At 73.3% G+C, this 15,854-nt stretch carries 12 protein-coding genes; 2 read left to right on the forward strand and 10 right to left on the reverse strand.

Annotation, left to right across the window (positions count from 1 at the left end; genetic code table 11):
* Positions 1 to 187: zinc-binding dehydrogenase (locus ABZS66_RS53735; protein WP_354771359.1), on the forward strand; the 187-nt coding region annotated here is incomplete at its 5' end.
* Here the strand turns inward: ABZS66_RS53735 and ABZS66_RS53740 are convergent.
* From ABZS66_RS53740 to ABZS66_RS53775, 8 genes are all read right to left on the reverse strand, one after another.
* Entirely contained in the window at positions 184 to 807 is a 624-nt protein-coding gene (locus ABZS66_RS53740) for a hypothetical protein (protein WP_354771361.1), read from the reverse strand. The two genes, ABZS66_RS53735 and ABZS66_RS53740, sit on opposite strands and share 4 nt — an antisense overlap.
* 20 nt (positions 808 to 827) lie before the next feature.
* Positions 828 to 1,463 (reverse strand): response regulator transcription factor, encoded by a 636-nt coding sequence (locus tag ABZS66_RS53745; protein WP_354771381.1) that lies wholly within the window; start codon positions 1,461 to 1,463, stop codon positions 828 to 830.
* Entirely contained in the window at positions 1,463 to 2,629 is a 1,167-nt protein-coding gene (locus ABZS66_RS53750; RefSeq protein ID WP_354771363.1) for a histidine kinase, read from the reverse strand. The genes ABZS66_RS53745 and ABZS66_RS53750 overlap by 1 nt, the downstream gene beginning before the upstream one ends.
* 31 nt (positions 2,630 to 2,660) lie before the next feature.
* Positions 2,661 to 2,870: a hypothetical protein gene (locus ABZS66_RS53755; RefSeq protein ID WP_354771365.1), complete on the reverse strand. Its 210-nt coding sequence runs from the start codon at positions 2,868 to 2,870 to the stop codon at positions 2,661 to 2,663.
* A gap of 60 nt (positions 2,871 to 2,930) precedes the next feature.
* On the reverse strand, positions 2,931 to 3,356 hold the full coding sequence (locus ABZS66_RS53760) for a PPOX class F420-dependent oxidoreductase (RefSeq protein WP_354771367.1): 426 nt from the start codon (positions 3,354 to 3,356) through the stop codon (positions 2,931 to 2,933).
* Positions 3,353 to 5,122: a hypothetical protein gene (locus ABZS66_RS53765; RefSeq protein ID WP_354771369.1), complete on the reverse strand. Its 1,770-nt coding sequence runs from the start codon at positions 5,120 to 5,122 to the stop codon at positions 3,353 to 3,355. Before ABZS66_RS53765 ends, ABZS66_RS53760 begins: the two co-directional genes overlap by 4 nt.
* A gap of 26 nt (positions 5,123 to 5,148) precedes the next feature.
* The gene (locus ABZS66_RS53770) at positions 5,149 to 6,519 is read right to left on the reverse strand and encodes a DUF1996 domain-containing protein (protein ID WP_354771371.1); all 1,371 of its coding nucleotides are present in this window, start codon (positions 6,517 to 6,519) and stop codon (positions 5,149 to 5,151) included.
* Between the two features lie 541 nt (positions 6,520 to 7,060).
* Positions 7,061 to 7,894, reverse strand: coding sequence for a class II glutamine amidotransferase (locus ABZS66_RS53775; protein WP_354771373.1), 834 nt, complete (start codon positions 7,892 to 7,894; stop codon positions 7,061 to 7,063).
* Positions 7,895 to 8,049: 155 nt separating this feature from the next.
* Here ABZS66_RS53775 and ABZS66_RS53780 point away from each other — a divergent pair, with 155 nt between their 5' ends.
* Positions 8,050 to 9,750 (forward strand): IlvD/Edd family dehydratase, encoded by a 1,701-nt coding sequence (locus tag ABZS66_RS53780; protein ID WP_354771375.1) that lies wholly within the window; start codon positions 8,050 to 8,052, stop codon positions 9,748 to 9,750.
* Between the two features lie 109 nt (positions 9,751 to 9,859).
* On the opposite strand, the gene fxsT is transcribed toward ABZS66_RS53780, so the two are convergent.
* Positions 9,860 to 12,049, reverse strand: a complete 2,190-nt coding sequence (gene fxsT, locus ABZS66_RS53785; protein ID WP_354771377.1) for an FxSxx-COOH system tetratricopeptide repeat protein — start codon at positions 12,047 to 12,049, stop codon at positions 9,860 to 9,862.
* Between the two features lie 153 nt (positions 12,050 to 12,202).
* Positions 12,203 to 15,637, reverse strand: a complete 3,435-nt coding sequence (locus tag ABZS66_RS53790; RefSeq protein ID WP_354771379.1) for an ABC transporter ATP-binding protein — start codon at positions 15,635 to 15,637, stop codon at positions 12,203 to 12,205.
* Positions 15,638 to 15,854 lie beyond the last annotated feature (217 nt).

Raw genomic sequence — 15,854 nt, forward strand, 5'->3', positions numbered from 1 at the left:
CGCGCCGCTATGCGCTTGTTGGTGGGCGGCCTGTACCTGGGTGCTGCTGGCCGATCTGCTGGACCGCCTGGCCGCGGGTGTGCTGCGCACCCGGATCGCCGACCGGCTCCCCTTGTCGGCGGCGGCGGAGGCGCACGCGCGCGCGGAGGCGGGCGGCTTCCGCGGCAAGCTGGTGCTGCTGCCCTAACTGAGCCGGACGGCGTTGATGTCGGGGGCCGAGCCGGAGTCGTTGAAGCAGCGGATCCAGGCGGTGCCCGCGGGGACGTGGACGCGCAGGTCGACGCGGGCCGGGATGAGCCAGTCGCGGGCGCCGGTCAGGGTCAGGGTGTGCACCGGGCCGTCGTTGACGGTGATCATGAGCGTGCGGGGCTCCGCGGTCTCGTACGTCACCGTCAGCGTCCGGGTGCCCGCGACCGGGACGTCCGGGACGCGGATGGCGAGCGTGTTCGGGCCGCCGATGTAGCCGACCCGGCTCCCGCCCTCACACGACGGGCACTCGATGATCCGCGCGCCGCTGCGGAGGTTCGCCGGGTCGGCCGCGTGCCGGGAGATCGGCACGAAGCCCGGCGGAGCAACAGCAGCGGACGACGATGCCGGCCCGCCGACCGACAACGGGGAAGAAGGAGGCGGCGCGGAGGAAGGGAAGGGCGGGGTCGACGACGCGGACGAGACAGCAGGAGCGGCAGCCGTCGACGGTGCGGCGGCGGGAGGCGTGCGCCCCGGCATGACCAGCGGAGGGACGAACGCCGCCGTGGCGGCCAGCGCGGTGAACAGCGCCGCCCAGCCCAACCGCCGCCCCGCGGTCACGGCCGTCCCACCGTGGGCCGTCATCGGTGGCCGGTCCAGCGCAGGACCGCCTCCGTGCGCGACGCCACGCCCAGCTTGGTGAAGATGTGGTGCAGGTGGTTCTTCACCGTCTTCTCGGTCAGCAGCAGGCGGTGCCCGATCGCCGCGTTCGACAGGCCCTCGGCCAGCAGGTCGAGGACGTCGCGTTCGCGGGTCGTGAGGCCGTACCGGGTCTGGACCTGCCGATGTCGCGAAGCCTCCAGCTCGCGGCTCACCTGGTCGCGCACCGACGCCGTCGCCACCGCCGCGGCCGCCGGGGACAGCCAGCCCTGCCCGGCGGCGACCGCCAGCACCGCGCGGCGCAGCTCCGGCGGGTCGAACTCCCCGTGGACCAGGTAGCCTCGCGCCCCGCCGCGCAGCATCTGGGCGATGAGCTGCGGGGATCCGTCGCTCGTCAGCACCAGGACGCTGGTGTACCGCCCCAGCTCGGCCAGCACCGACAGCCCGTCGGCGACCGGCATGCGGTGATCGAGCAGCGTCACCGCCGGCCGCGCGGCGCGGGCGCCGGCCAGCGCCTGCCGCCCGTCGGCGGCCTCGGCGACCACGGTCAGGTCGTCGGCGCACTCCAGGTACTCCCGGAGCGCCCGCCGGACGATCGGGTTGTCATCGACAATCATCACGCTCGCCATGCGGGCACCAGCACCTCGACGGTCGTCCCCCGGCCGGGCGCCGAGACGACGTGCAGCGAGCCGGAGACGGCGCGGGCGCGCTCGGCCATGCCCACGATCCCGTAGCGGTCCGCGGCGCGCAGGTCGAGCAGGTCGGCCGGGACGGCGAAGCCGCGCCCGTCATCGCGGACCAGCAGCCGCAGCCCACCGGGACCGCCGGAGAGCCGGACGGTGACCCGCCGGGCCGCGGCATGGCGGGCCGCGTTGTCGAGCGACTCCTGGAGGATGCGGCTGAGCTCGTACCGCACCGCGACACCCGGCCCGGCAGAGTCGGCGACGACGTCGACGGGCACCCCGCTGCGGCCCGACCACCGCGCGCAGATGCCGGTCACCGTCGCCGCGAAGTCCTCGTCGGGCCGGTCCAGCCGCAGGCCGTCGACCAGGTCGCGAGCCTCGCGGGCGGCCGCCGCGGCGCCGTCGCTGACCGTGGCCGCGAGGCGTTCGGCCAGGTCGGGGTGGCGGCGCAGCGACTGCGGCAGGGCGAGCGCCGCGAACGACACCCCGCGCAGCGTCTTGGCGACCGAGTCGTGCAGCTCGCGGGCCAGCCGGGCCCGCTCGTCGGCGGCGGCGGTGCGCTGGGCGGCCGCGACGACCTCGACCGACAGCTCGACCGAGCGGGTCAGCGCGGCGGTCGCGGCGGCGCCGCCGGCCGCGGCCAGCACGCACGTGACCGGGAACGTCAGCACGAAGCCGGCCAGCGTCGGATCACCGGGGGCCAGCTCGGGGGCCAGGACGGTGGCCGCGACGGCGTACCCGGCGGCGGCGTGGACCGCGGCGACCGCGAGGGCCCGCGGGCCGAGCAGGACCCCGGCGAGGGCGGAGGCCCCGGCGGCGGCGCAGTAGTACGCCACGCCGCCGTCGCTCAGCACCAGAATCGCCACGACGACGAGCGAGTCCACGGCGAGGATGGCGGGCACCCGCAGTACAACCTGGGGATCCCGGGACAGCAGGTGCACTCCGGCGGCCGTCGTGGCGGCGACCAGCCCGGCCACCAGGAGCGCCGGTCGCGGGTCGGGGACCAGCCGCAGCCCGGTGGCGGCCGCGACGATCGTGACGGCGGCCCGGCCGAGCAGCACCGCCCGCCCGAGGGCGGCCCGCGCCACCGATGGGTGCATGCGGGCGACTTTACAACCAGATCGGTCGATCTCAGCGGGGCGGCAGCCGCCGTCCGCGGACCATGACCTGCCGCCGGCCGATCTCGACGCCGATGCTGCTGACCTGGACGCCGTCGACGAAGTACCAGGGCTCGCCGTCGTAGATGTCGGGGTTCGCCCAGTCGATCCGCTCGACGCGCATGCTGATAGCGCCGACGCCGAACCGGTAGTCCGCCTCCTGGAACACCTGAACGTCGGTCATGCGTGAACAAGCGGTTACGCACGGCGATCCGTTACGTCACCCGCCAGGCGCCGAGCGGCGTCAGCGGACCTGGGCGCCGTACACGTGATCGACCGTCATCGTCATCAGGACACGGCGGTCGGCGACCATCACCGCGCGGTACTCGGCCCAGTCGGGGTGCTCGCCCGCGGCCCGGCGGTAGTAGTCGACCAGGGCCTCGACCTCCGGGCCGTGCGGGTCGTCGCCCGGGCCGGTCAGCGTGGCCACGCCCTCGGCCGTGGCCCAGGACCAGCCGTCCGGCGCGGTGACCTCCAGCGTCGCCCGGTGGTCGCGGCGCAGGTTGGCCGTCTTGGCCCGGCCCTCGGTCATCGAGACGTGGATGACCCGGCGCTCCGGGTCGTAGAACGGCATGACCGGCGAGAGCTGCGGCCGCCCGTCGGCCTTGATGGTCGCGAGGATGCCGAGGCGAGCGGCGGCGAGCAGCTCGCGGGGGTCGAAGTTCGTCACGTCCTGAACGTTAACACCCGTGTGAGGCTGTCCAGCCAGCTCGGCTCCTCGCGGCCGGGCGTGAGCCGCAGCAGCTGCCAGCCCGCCCGGCGGGGCGGGTCGTCGCGCGCCTCCACGGGGTACTGCCAGCCCTGGTTGGTGCCGAAGAACAGATGCTCGTCGCCGACCGGCACGATGCCCCGGATGCCCCAGGTGTTCGCGTTGTTGAAGCCGGTGCGGGTCAGCGGCCGGGCCGGGCCGTCCGGGTCGTCGAAGACCCACACCTGGCCGGCCACCCGGTCGTCCGGGAAGCCGACGTTGCGCAGCACGGCCAGCTCCAGGGCGCTGACCGGGCGGCCGAGCACCTGTTCGAGCACGCCCGTCGCCGGGTTCAGGGTGATGTCGCGCAGGATCTTGGTCATGTTGAACGTGCCGACGTAGAGCTTGCCGCGGAACACGGCCGCGCCCCAGCCGACGTAGTCGTTCCACCGGTCGCCGAACCCGCCACTGCCGAAGCTGGGCTTCTGGTGCAGCAGGTTGTCGCGCAGCGTCCAGCCGACCCCGCCCGGCTCGTAGACCCAGTACCGCTCCTCGCCGTAGAGCAGTTCGACCTGCTGGTTCGCCTCGCCCGGGTCCTTGATGCGGTAGACGACGCCGGCCGGGCTGCTCTTGAGGTAGGCGAGCGCGAGGTCGGGGATCGTCTCCCGCGGGATCTCGGGGTGGGCGGCGAGGTGCCGGGTGAACGACGGCTCGATGCTGGGGATGCCGAAGGTGGCGTACACCCAGCCGCCGAACGAGGTCACCGCGAACGACACCATCGACCGCGCCGTGATCGGGTCGGGGAAGAGCTGGGCCGCGGAGAAGACCAGGCGCCACTCGTCGCTCGTCTCCGGGCCGAGCCGGTGCAGCGGCGGGCTGAGGTAGACGCCGGTGTGCTCCTCGCTGCCGGTGCCGGTCCAGGTGCCGGTGACCAGGCGGTCGCGGTGGACGGTGAAGTACGTCGGCTGGTTGCCGAGCCGCCCGACCTCCTCGAACTCGAACGGGTTGGCGGCCGTCTGCAGGCACTGGACGCTGCCGGTGCACTGTCCCTGGGGCTCGGTCAGGCCGACGCCGAAGTACAGCCGCCCGCCGGCCACGACGAAGTTCTTGATGTTGTTCCACTGCGGGAAGCGGCGCCAGCCGAGGAACTCGCCGTCGCTCGCCCGGTAGGCCAGCAGGACCACGATGCCGCCGGCCTGGGCGCCGCCCTCGGTCGTCGTCTCGATCCCACCGATGAGGACGACGTCGCCGAGCGCGCCGGCGGCCCGCAGGCCGGCGACCTTGCGCAGCACCGGGCACTGCTCCGCGGTCGGGGTGCGTTCCACGGTGACGCCGGTGCCGATGTCGTACTGCCACACCTGCGCCGGCACGGCGTCGCCCACCGGTCCCATGGTCGGGGCGACGCCGTGCACGGCGTTGTAGCTGGCGGAGAACTCGACGGTCACGTTGTCCGGGTCGTCCCACGGCTGCAGCGGTACACCCAACCCCGAATCGGCGAAGTCGGGCGCAACGGTGGCGAGGCCTCCCCCGGTCACGTTGCCGACCGTGCCCCACCAGATGCTCCGCTGTGCCTCGTCGGCCGTGATCCCCCAGACGTACTGCTGGGTGATCTGCGCCCTGGCGCCGTCCTCCTCGTGGTCGGCGGTCTCTTCGCCGATGCCGAACCACCAGCGGTCGGGGTCGGCCTGCGCGGCGACGCTGACGCCGTGGCGGCGGTCCTCGCCGGGGACGATCGGTGCTCCGAACATGGACCGCCCCTACCCGGCGGTGCCCGCTAGAATCCTCCGGCCGTGTTGCACTTGGCCTTCTGGACGACGCAGTTCTTCACCCGCTTCGCCTGGGCCGTGTTCTCCCAGGCCAGGAACGAGTCGCCGTGGAACGACGAGGCCATCCCGGACGAGAGCGTGAAGCCGTCGGCCGAGCCGCTCGTCGGGTACGCAATGACGAACGAGATCGACGGGATCGCCACCGGGAAGGCGCCGCCGCAGGTGCCCGTGTAGCTGTAGGCGACGTGCGACCTGTGGTCCGGGCTGTCCAGGTGCGTGCCGTCCCAGCAGTCCTGGAACACCAGCTGGAACATGAGCGTCGCGCCGGGCGCGCACCGCGGCCAGTTCCCGTCGGCGCTGCGCCCGGCCTCGCCGCCGGGCCCCGCGCAGTAGAACTGGTTGACCGAGCCGGCCGGGGTGGGCTGCTGGAGCTTCGCGTCCCCGGCGATCATCCGGAACCCCTGCGGGAACGGCACGGTCTTCGAGGAGTCGCTCAGCCGCGACCCGTAGTACACGACGACGCCCTTCGGCTCGACCGCGACCCCGCGCTCGTACAGCGTCGGCACCCAGTACGCCGACAGGTCCGGCGCGGGCGCACAGCTGGTGCCGGCGTTGGCCAGCAGCGTGTCGGCGGTGCTGCTCGCGCTGGTGCTGCGGTTGCCGAGGAAGCTGTGCATGTGCGACGCCCCCGGAAGGTTCGGGAACACGATCGGGTCGTCCTTGAGCGAGTGGCTGTACGTGCAGGTCGCGTTGAACTCGGGCACCCGGACGGCACCGGCCGGCGCGGGGTCCATCGGCAGCGCGTTGAAGGCGGCGAGCTGCGCGCTCCACTTCGCGGGGTCGACCTTGACCCACCCGGCGGGTTCGGCGGCGGTACCGCTGCTGATCGAGAACCAGTTGAGGTTCACGAAGTCCCCGCCGCCCTGGCTCCTCATGACGGCGAAGAGGGTCTGGCTTCCGGCGGGGGCGGCGGCGGTACCGCTGAGCGTCGTCCACGCCTGCCAGCCTCCGGTCGCCGCGATCGTGAACTGGGCCAGGACCGGCCCGGTGAGCGCACCGGTGCGCAGCTCGACGGTGCCCCCGCCCACTGCGGAGGCGACGCGGGCGCTGACGGTGACGGCTCCGCCGCCGCCCAGCTCCACACCGTCGTACCTGAGCCAGTCGCCGTTGCTCAGGTACCCGACGGCCTGCCCACCGCCGGCGTCGACGGTGGCTTCCACTTGGGCGCCGCTCATGGCCGCGAAGCCTTCGGCCTGGACGGTGACGGTTGTCGCGGCGTTCGCGAACCGCATCGCGACGACGGTGACGGCCGCCAGCGCGATGACGGTGATGCCGGCGATCCGCAGGAGCGGTGAACGCCGACGTCTGACCTCGGACACGGTTCCTCCAACGTTCGAGGGGACGGCGGCGAGGGCGTTCCGCCGTGGTTGACGGGGTCCCTCACGCTAGGCCCGCACGATGCCGCTTGACCTGAGCCTTTGGACTCACGAGAGAGCGCTCTCTGGACCCAATTCCCGGGCCGGCCCGGCCGCACGCACCAGTCGACGCGCGACTATTGGTTGCGGCCGGGACGGCCACCGCATTGCTGGCCGTCCCGGCACCGGCGTCCGCCGCCAATCTCGGCAGCTACCTCAGGCGCGACGGCACCAGCGGAAGCTGCCGGCGCTACTCCGCCGACGTCGACCAGTAGTGCCACGGCGGTCTCTGCGTGGCACTACTGCCGGTAGCACTGCTCCGCAGACCGCCGCGGACGCACCGCGCCGCGACAGATTCAGGCCCACAATTCCAAGATCGCGCGCGCCATCCCACAGCCGGGGCAACGCCGGCCTAGTTGCGGGGTCCGTGTGAAGCTGGCGGCGGCTGATTGGTGACGCCCCGTCGAGTGCGGGTGGAGTTGACCATGGCGCAGCAGCGACTGCGTCAGCTCGGGGGTTGCGGCTCGAAGGCGTGGATCACGTCCTGTCCGGCCGCGATGACGCTGCACGTCGACTCCGGGACCTCGTTCCAGGCGCCCGGCAGGTCGCCCAGTGGTTCGGAGACGATCAGGCGGGACTCGTCCGACACCATCCGGAGCGCCGGAATGTCCGGGTGGAGCATGCGCAGGTTGCGGGGCTCGCTGCTGTAGAACAGCGACCGCGACTCGTGGCGGGTGGAGTACCGGAACGCCCAGACCGCCGATCCGTCGGTCGTGGCGACGGTCATCTGTACCGGATCAGCGACCTCGTGCCGGCGCGCGACGGCCTCGACGAGGCCGACCATGCGGGCCACCGCGCCGGGCGGGTCGTCGCGCAGGCCGAAGGTGAGCGCCAGGAAGAACATCAGCTCGGAGTCGGTGGACCCCTCGATCGCGGGGAAGAACTCGGCGTCGACGGCCAGCGTGAGGTCGCGTTTCAGCTCGGCGAACCGGGCGATGGAGCCGTTGTGCATCCAGAGCCACCGCTCGAACCGGAACGGGTGGCAGTTGGTCTGCTGCACCGACGTGCCGGTCGAGGAGCGGACGTGCGCCAGGAACAGCGGCGAGCTGACGTGGGCGGCCAGCTCGCGGAGGTTGCGGTCGCTCCACGCCGGGCCGATGGCGCGGACCAGGCCGGGAACGTCGCCCACGCCGTACCAGCCGACACCGAACCCGTCGCCGTTGGTGGTGTCGACGCCGAGGCGGGCGTGGCGGCTCTGGTCGATCAGCGAATGGACCGGCTTGTACAGCACCTCCTCGAGGAGCAGTGGTGAGCCCGAGTACACGAGCCATCGGCACATCGCCGCCTCCGCCCGTCGTCCGTACAGCACGAGTCTGACTCGGCGCCGTCCCATCGGCGGAGGATTCGTGGGATGAGGCGGCCCGACCCACGGTCCAGCCGGCTGGCTTCCAGCGGGCGGTATCGTGCTTGCACCGTCGGGCTGGGAGGGTCGGTATGCGAAGCGCGCAGTGGTACGCAGGGGACGATCGGAACTCCTACATCCACCGGGCCTGGATGCGGCGCGGGTTGCCGGGCGACGCGCTCGACGGGTCGCGGCCGCAGATCGCCATCGCCAACACCGCCTCCGACCTCACGCCCTGCAACAGTCATCTTGACGAGGTTGCCGAGCACGTCAAGCGTGGGGTGTGGGAGGCCGGTGGGGTGCCGCACAACCTGCCCGTCGTATCCATCGGCGAGACGCAGGTGCGGCCGACGGCGATGCTCTGGCGAAACATGGCCGCCATGGCCACCGAGGAGATGCTCCGGGCCAACCCCGTCGACGGGGTGGTGCTGCTCGGGGGGTGTGACAAGACCATCCCGTCGCTGCTGATGGCGGCGGCGTCCGTCGGGCTGCCCGCGCTCGTCGTGCCCGGCGGGCCCATGCTCACGGGGACGTTCCGGGGGACGCCGCTCGGGTGCGGGACCGACGTGTGGCGGCTGTCCGAGGAGGTTCGCGCCGGGACGTTGTCGGAGCAGGCGTTCCTCGACTCCGAGTCGTCGATGATCCGCAGCCGGGGGCACTGCAACACCATGGGTACCGCCTCCACCATGGCCATCATGGCCGAGGCGCTCGGGATGACCATCCCGGGCACGGCCGGGATCCCGGCGCCCGACAGCCGGCTGCTCGTGCGGGCCCACGAGGCGGGGAAGCTCGCCGTGCAGCTCGTGCAGCAGGGTGTGCGACCGGCGCAGGTGATGACGGCCGGCTCGTTCCGCAACGCCATCGTCGCCCTCGCGGCGACCGGCGGGTCGACCAACGCCGTCGTGCACCTGCTCGCGATCGCCGGGCGACTGGGGGTACCGCTGAAACTCCAGGACTTCGATGATCTCGGAGCTGCCGTGCCGCTCCTCGTCGACCTCCAGCCGGCGGGGCGGCATCTGATGGAGGACCTGCACCGGGCGGGCGGGCTCGCGGCGGTGCTGCGGGAGGTCGCCGACCTGCTCGACCCGGAGGCGCTGACGGTGACCGGGCGGCCGTTCGTCGAGCATCTCGCGGAGGCGCAGGTCTGGGACCGCGAGGTCATCCGCCCGCGGGACGCGCCACTGCAACCGGCGGCCGGGATTGCGGTGCTGCACGGCAACCTCGCGCCGGCCGGCGCCATCATCAAGCCGGCGGCCGCCTCACCGCACCTGCTGCGGCACCGGGGCCGGGCGCTGGTGTTCGACTCGATCGAGGACTTCCACGCCCGCGTCGACGACCCCGCGCTGGACGTCGACGCCGACACCGTGCTGATCCTGCGGGGATGCGGTCCCAAGGGGTACCCCGGAATGCCCGAGGTCTCGAACCTGCCCCTGCCCGCCAAGCTCCTGCACCAGGGCGTCCGCGACATGGTCCGGATCTGCGACGGGCGGATGAGCGGCACCGCCTACGGCACCGTCGTGCTGCACGTCGCGCCCGAGGCGGCGGCCGGCGGGCCGCTCGACCGGGTGCGCACCGGCGACTGGGTCACGCTCGACGTGCCCCGCCGCAGCCTGCACGTCGAGGCCGACCTGGACGCCCGCGAGCCGTCGGAGGCGTTCCGCGCGGCGCTCGCCCGGCCCCGGCGCGGCTGGGAGCGGCTGTACGTCCAGACCGTCATGGGCGCCGACACGGGCGCCGACCTGGACTTCCTGCTCGGAGCGAGCGGCGACGCGGTGTCCCGCGAGTCACACTGAGCCGCCCCGACCTGTCGGCGGCCTGTTCCTGCTCGCCCGCGACCGCAGCCGCGCGGTCATCATCGACGCGACCGTTGTCGCCACCGGCTCCGGCCCTGGCCGAGCGCTCCTAGCCGGCCGGCCGTTCGCGCGATGCGCGCTGCCGGCGGGCGTCGGCGAGGCGGTCTCGGGAGCTGAGGGTGTCGGGATGGTCCGGGCCGAGTACCCGCTCCCGATCGGCAAGCGTTTGCTCGTGCAGGCTGATCGACTCGTCCAGCCGCCCCACCTTCCGGTAGCCGTTCGCGACGCTGCTACGGGAGCTGAGGGTGTCCGGGTGGTCCGGGCCGAGCACCCGCTCCCGATCGGCGAGCGTTTGCTCGTGCAGGCTGATCGACTCGCCCAGCCGCCCCACCTTCCGGTAGCCGATGGCGACGCTGCTACGGGAGCTCAGGGTGTCCGGGTGGTCCGGGCCCAGCACCCGCTCCCGATCGGCAAGCGTCCGCTCGTGCAGGCTGATCGACTCGTCCAACCGCCCCACCACCCAGTAGCTGTTGGCGAGGCCGCCACGGGAGCTCAGGGTGTCGGGATGGTCCGGGCCGAGTACCCGCTCCCGATCGGCAAGCGTCCGCTCATCCAGGCCGATCGCGTCGTCCAGCCGCCCCACCGCCCGATAACAGATGGCGAGGTTCCCGCGGGACCTGACGGTATCGGGGTGGTCCGGGCCGAGCACCCGCTCCCGGTCGGCAAGTGTCCGCTCGCTCAGGGCCATCGCCTCGTCCACCCGCCCGGCCGTCCAGTAACCACCGGCGAGGTTGCTGCGGGAGTTCAGCGTGTCCGGATGATCCGCGCCCAGCAACTGTTCGCAGGCCTGGACGTGGGACTCGCCCAGGGCGATGGCACGGCTTGTGTCGGGGACCCTGGCGAGCCGGTAGACCATCCAGCCGCGCAGCTTGAGGACGCGCCGGGTGCTTCGGTCGCCGCCGGGGTGGCCGGCGATCGTCTGGACGTGCTGGGCGTACTCCGCGATCCGGGCGCGATCGGTCCACCCGATACCGGCCTCGGCCGCCGCGGCCTCGAGGCGGTCGGCTGTGTCGATGAGTACCTCGTCGAGGCGGCCGAGGTGGTGGTTGTGATCGCGGACGACGCGCTGGACGAGGCGGTGGACCACGACGCGGTCGGTGTCGACGGCCGGGATGGTCAGGGAACGTCCGGCGAGGACGGCCGCCGCGTTGTCGTCGGCGGTGAGGTGGCCGAGCAGCACCGGATCGACGCCGGTCGGGTCGAGGACAGCCAGGCGGTCGAGCAGGTCGCGGGCGTGGCCGTCCGGGTCGGCCGTGGCGAGGTCGTCCAGGGCCAGCAGGACCGCCTCGGCGGCGCCGTGCGGGTACGGGTCGCCGACCGGGCGGGGCAGCACCTCCGCCGTGGACATGGTGGCCAGGCGGTCCAGGTACGCGCCGTACGTACGGTAGCGGCGGCGGGGGCCGATGACCGCGCTGGCGCAGGCGAGCGCGAGGGGCAGCCGGCCGAGCTCGACGGCGAGTCGGGCGGCGTCGGTGTCGTCGGGGAGGCCGGTGCGTTCGCGGAGGTACGCGACGGCCTCGGCGGGCGTGAACAGGGTGACGTCCAGCGGCTCGCCGATGTTCTCGAAGTCGTGGCGGGTCGTGGTGACCACCGTGTGCACCGCGCCGACCGGCGGCAGCCAGGCGCGGATGAGGTCCGGGTCGAGGGCGTTGTCGTACACCAGCAGGCACGGGCCCGCGTGCGCGCGCAGCCAGGCCAGGGCGGCTTTCGCGGCGTCCGCCGGGTCGGCGTCCGGGCCGCGGACCCCGACCGCGGCCGCGAGGGTGTCGAGGCCGGTCACCAGGTTCGCGGCGGTGTCGGCAACCACCCACACCACGACCGGCCAGCCCTCCGCGACGCGGGACCGGGCGTACGCGGCGGCGAGCTGCGTCTTGCCGATGCCCCGCTGCCCCATCACCGCACACACGACGACCGCGCGGCCCGTGCCGGCCATCACCGTCAGGCGATCCAGCAGGTCCACCCGGTCCTGCCAGGCCACCGCCCGGCCCGGCAGGTCACCGACGACCACCTGCGCAACGCGGTCCACCGACGAAGGAGCGACCGGCGACGCGACGACCGCCGCCTGAGCGGGCGGGTCGCTGTGGTTGGCCCATTTCGTGCCGCCGGACAGCACGAGCGCGACGGCGATGCCGGCGATCGTGGCGGCGACCTCGTTGCTCTGGTGATACGGGCCGGCGGCCGCCAGCCAGCCGGCCGCACCGGCCACCACGGCCGCAAGGATCACCGTTGCCCAGCGCACGCCCGTCCCATCCCGTGCGGGTCACCAACCGCAGCCACTCCATCACATCAAGCGGCCGCAAGGACACCACGGAATCGGCCGGGCTCGACGCCCCGGTCGACCCACGGTTCCGGATGGACGGTCCCGGCCGGGACCCTCGCCGGAGCGGCGGGGTCAGCCGGCCAGGTGGCCCCAGCGGTGTTCCAGCTCGCGCCACGTGCCCTGGGCCGCCGCGGTGCCGTCCTGGAGGACCACCACGCGGTCGGCCTGGGTCAGGGCCGCTCGCTTCGACGTCGAGCCGATCACCGTGACGCCGTGCTCGCGCAGCGCGCGCCACAGTGCCAGCTCCGTGGTCACGTCCAGGGCGGACGAGACGTCGTCGGCGATGAGCAGCTCCGTCCGTGGGGCCAGGGCGCGGGCCAGGGCCAGGCGTTGCAGCTGGCCGCCGGAGAGGCGGGTGCCCTTGTGGCCGATGAGCAGGCCCAGGCCGGCGCCCGCGGCGGCCAGGTCGTGCTCCAGCTGGGCCGTCGAGACGGCCGTGTCGGCGTCGACCTCGTGGCCCAGGCGGATGTTGTCGGCGACCGTCCCGGACAGGACCCGCGGCAGCTGGGCCACGTAGCCGATCTGGTTCGGGCGCAGGAACATCTCCGGCTCGGTCACCGGCTCGCCGTTCCACTTGAGCTTCCCGGTGTGGTGGACGATGCCGGCCAGCGCCCGCAGCAGGCTCGACTTGCCCGAGCCGACCGGGCCGACGACGAGCACGAGCTGGCCGCGTTCGATCGACAGGTCGAGGTCGCGGACCGCGACCGTGCCGTCCTCGTGGACGGCCGTGAAGCCGTCCAGATCGAGGCGGCGCAGCGGGTGGCGGGGCGCGGCCTTCGGGGCCGGCGCGGTGCCGTCCGACAGGTCGACGCCCTGGACGGCGGCCGCGTACTCGCCGACGCCGCTCATCGCGACCGTCCGGCGGGTCCACACGCGGGCCGACGGGAGCTGCGAGATCAGCGACGCCGTCGTCCAGGCGAACCAGCGCGCGGAGCCCAGCGTGGAGACCGCGACGAGCGCGGCGCCCGGGGACAGCGCGCCGGTGAGCAGCAGCGCCCACGCCCCGATCGGGAGCAGGCCGCTGGCCAGGGCCGGGGTCGAGCGGGCCCAGACCTGGACCGAGATCTCGAACCGCTGGCGGTCGCTGCGGACCCGGTCGAGGCGGGCCAGGTGGGCCAGCACCGGGCCGGTCGCGCCGGCCAGCTTGACCGTGCGGGCCGCGGACAGCGACGACACGAGCGACGTGGCGAACGCCGCCCGCGCGGCGACCGTCTTCTGCGCGGAGCGTTTCAGCGACGGGCCGAAGAGGGTCGCGGCCAGGCCGGACAGCACGATCGTCCCGGCCATGAACAGCGCCGGCACAATCGATCCGGACACGACCGTCATCGACACCAGCACGAACACGCAGATCGACTGGTCGATGAGGTTGTCGGCCAGCACGACCACCCGCTCGGTGTCGCCGCCCTGCGCGACGACCTCGGCCGGGGTGTGCTTGCTGACCCGGCGGGGGCCGGTCTGCCCGTGCACCAGCCGCAGGCTGATGCGCAGCAGCTGGCGGACCCACCACTCGGGGAACCACTTGCCCGTGTAGTACGGCAGGGCCAGCGGTACCAGCAGGCCGCACACGATCCCGATGGCCGGCCAGAGCGTGTCGCCGGCGCCGTCGACCAGGTCGGCCCACAGCCAGGGCAGGACCGAGCCGTCGAGGCCGAGCAGCACCATGACGCAGAACATCAGCACCGACGCGATCCCGAACCGGGCGTCGTTGGTCGCCAGCTTGAAGATGTTCCACAACGTGCGCGCCTTGGGCAGGTTCGGCAGCGGCGGCGGGTCGGCCTTGGCCGGACCGGGGCCGGTCGCGTCGACCAGCGACGACGGCAGCGCGCTGCTGGTGACCACGGGCGACGAGGCGCCGCTCGATGCCAGCAGCGCGGCGAAGCGCGAGGAGGTCGCCATCGGCCCGGCCTCCACGACCTGGCCGTCGGCGAGGACCACGACCTCGTCGCAGTTGCGCACCGACGACAGCCGGTGGGCGACGATGATGCCGATCCGCCCGTGCAGCATGCGCTCGGTGGCCCGCTGCACCTGCTGCTCGGTCACCGGGTCGAGCCGGGCGGTCGCCTCGTCGAGGATCACGACCTGCGGGTCCCGGACCATGATCCGGGCGAACGCGACGAGCTGCTCCTGGCCGGCCGACAGCACGTGGCCGCCGTCGCCGAGCCGGGTGTCGAGGCCGTCGGGCAGGTCGGCGACCCAGCCGGTGAGGCCGAGCTCGTCGACCGCGCGGGCGGCGGCGTCGAGCAGGTGCTCGTCGAACAGCGCGATGTTCTCCGCGAGCGTGCCGGCCAGGATCTCGGTGCGCTGCGGTACGACGGCGATGAACCGGCGCAGCTGCTCGACGTCGACGTCGAGCAGGTCGGTCCCGCCCAGGAACACGGTGCCGCGCGGCAGGTCGACGGCCCGTGTCAGGACCTTGGCCAGGGTCGACTTGCCCGACCCGGTCCGGCCGACGAGCGCGTACGACCGGCCGCGGTGGAACGTCAGCGAGACGTCCAGCAGCGCGGCGCGGTGGGCCTGCTCGCCGTAGCGGAACGTGAGCCCGCGGACGCTGAGGTCGCCGGGCGTGGGGGCGACGCCGCCGGTCGGCTCCTGCTTCGAGTCGCGCAGCAGCTGGACGCGGGCCCACGCGCCGAGCGCGTACTGCAGCTCCGGCACCATCCGGCTGGTGTGCTCGACGGTGGCGCCGAAGCCCAGCGTGAGCAGCCAGACGGCGGTGAGCTGGGCGCCGTCGATCCGGTCGGTCGCGAGCGCCCACACGCCGGCGAGCACGACGACGGCGATGCCGAGCCGCACCACGCCGGACGCCGACGCGGTGACCGCGGCCGAGCGCTTCCACACCTTCCGGCCGCGGGTCAGCACCTGGCTGGCCCGCCGCGCGTAGAGGCGCAGCACGTAGGGCCGGGCGAGCGTGGTACGGACGTCGTCCTGGCCGTGGATGGACTCCTCCATGACCGCGGCGAGGTCGCTCCACGCCTCCTCCTCGCCCATCCGCAGCGAGGCGATCTTCGCCGTGGGATTGCGCAGGGCGATCGTCAGGCCGACCGTGAGCACGATCATGCCGATGCCGGCCGGCCACCAGACGAAGAGGGTGGTACCGATGGACAGCACGGTGAAGGCGACCGACTGGGCGATCCGCACGCCGCTGTTGCGCAGCTCGGCGGCGACCTGGTAGACGTCGCCGTCGATGCGGTCGAGCAGCTCGCCGACCGGGGTGGTCTCCAGGGTCGGCAGGTCCTGACCGAAGGCCACACGACAGAGCCGCCGACGAACGTCGGCGGCCCAGTCGGCGGTCAGTCCGGCCATGATCAGCGATACCGCGAGATCGGTCAGCACAGCCGCGGCGAGCGCGACGGCCAGGATCGTGAACATGAGCCATGATCGATGGATGAGCACGGCGCCGCCGACGGCCGCAGCGATGGCCTGGCCGATGGCGCCGAGCACGATGAGGCAGGCCACGACACCGGTGCGGCCCGGTGACGTGGCCCAGAGGTCACGGATCAGGCGCATGGTGGATCCCCCGGGGTGTTTGGTGGCGGTGTATTAGCCTCCACCGACACCCGGGGTCGGTTCAACAGGTTTTACCGTGGCTTTTCCTGTGGCGAGGACAACAGTGCGTCGACGGTGTCGATCGTGGCCGCCGCGCCCGTCATTTCTGCGGCGGCCCGGGCGTCGTCGTCGAGCGCGGCGCGGGCCCGCGCGGCGACCTGCGCGGTCCACGGCCGGG

The sequence above is a fragment of the Dactylosporangium sp. NPDC005572 genome, assembly GCF_040605515.1.
In the GTDB taxonomy this organism is placed as follows: Bacteria; Actinomycetota; Actinomycetes; order Mycobacteriales; family Micromonosporaceae; genus Dactylosporangium.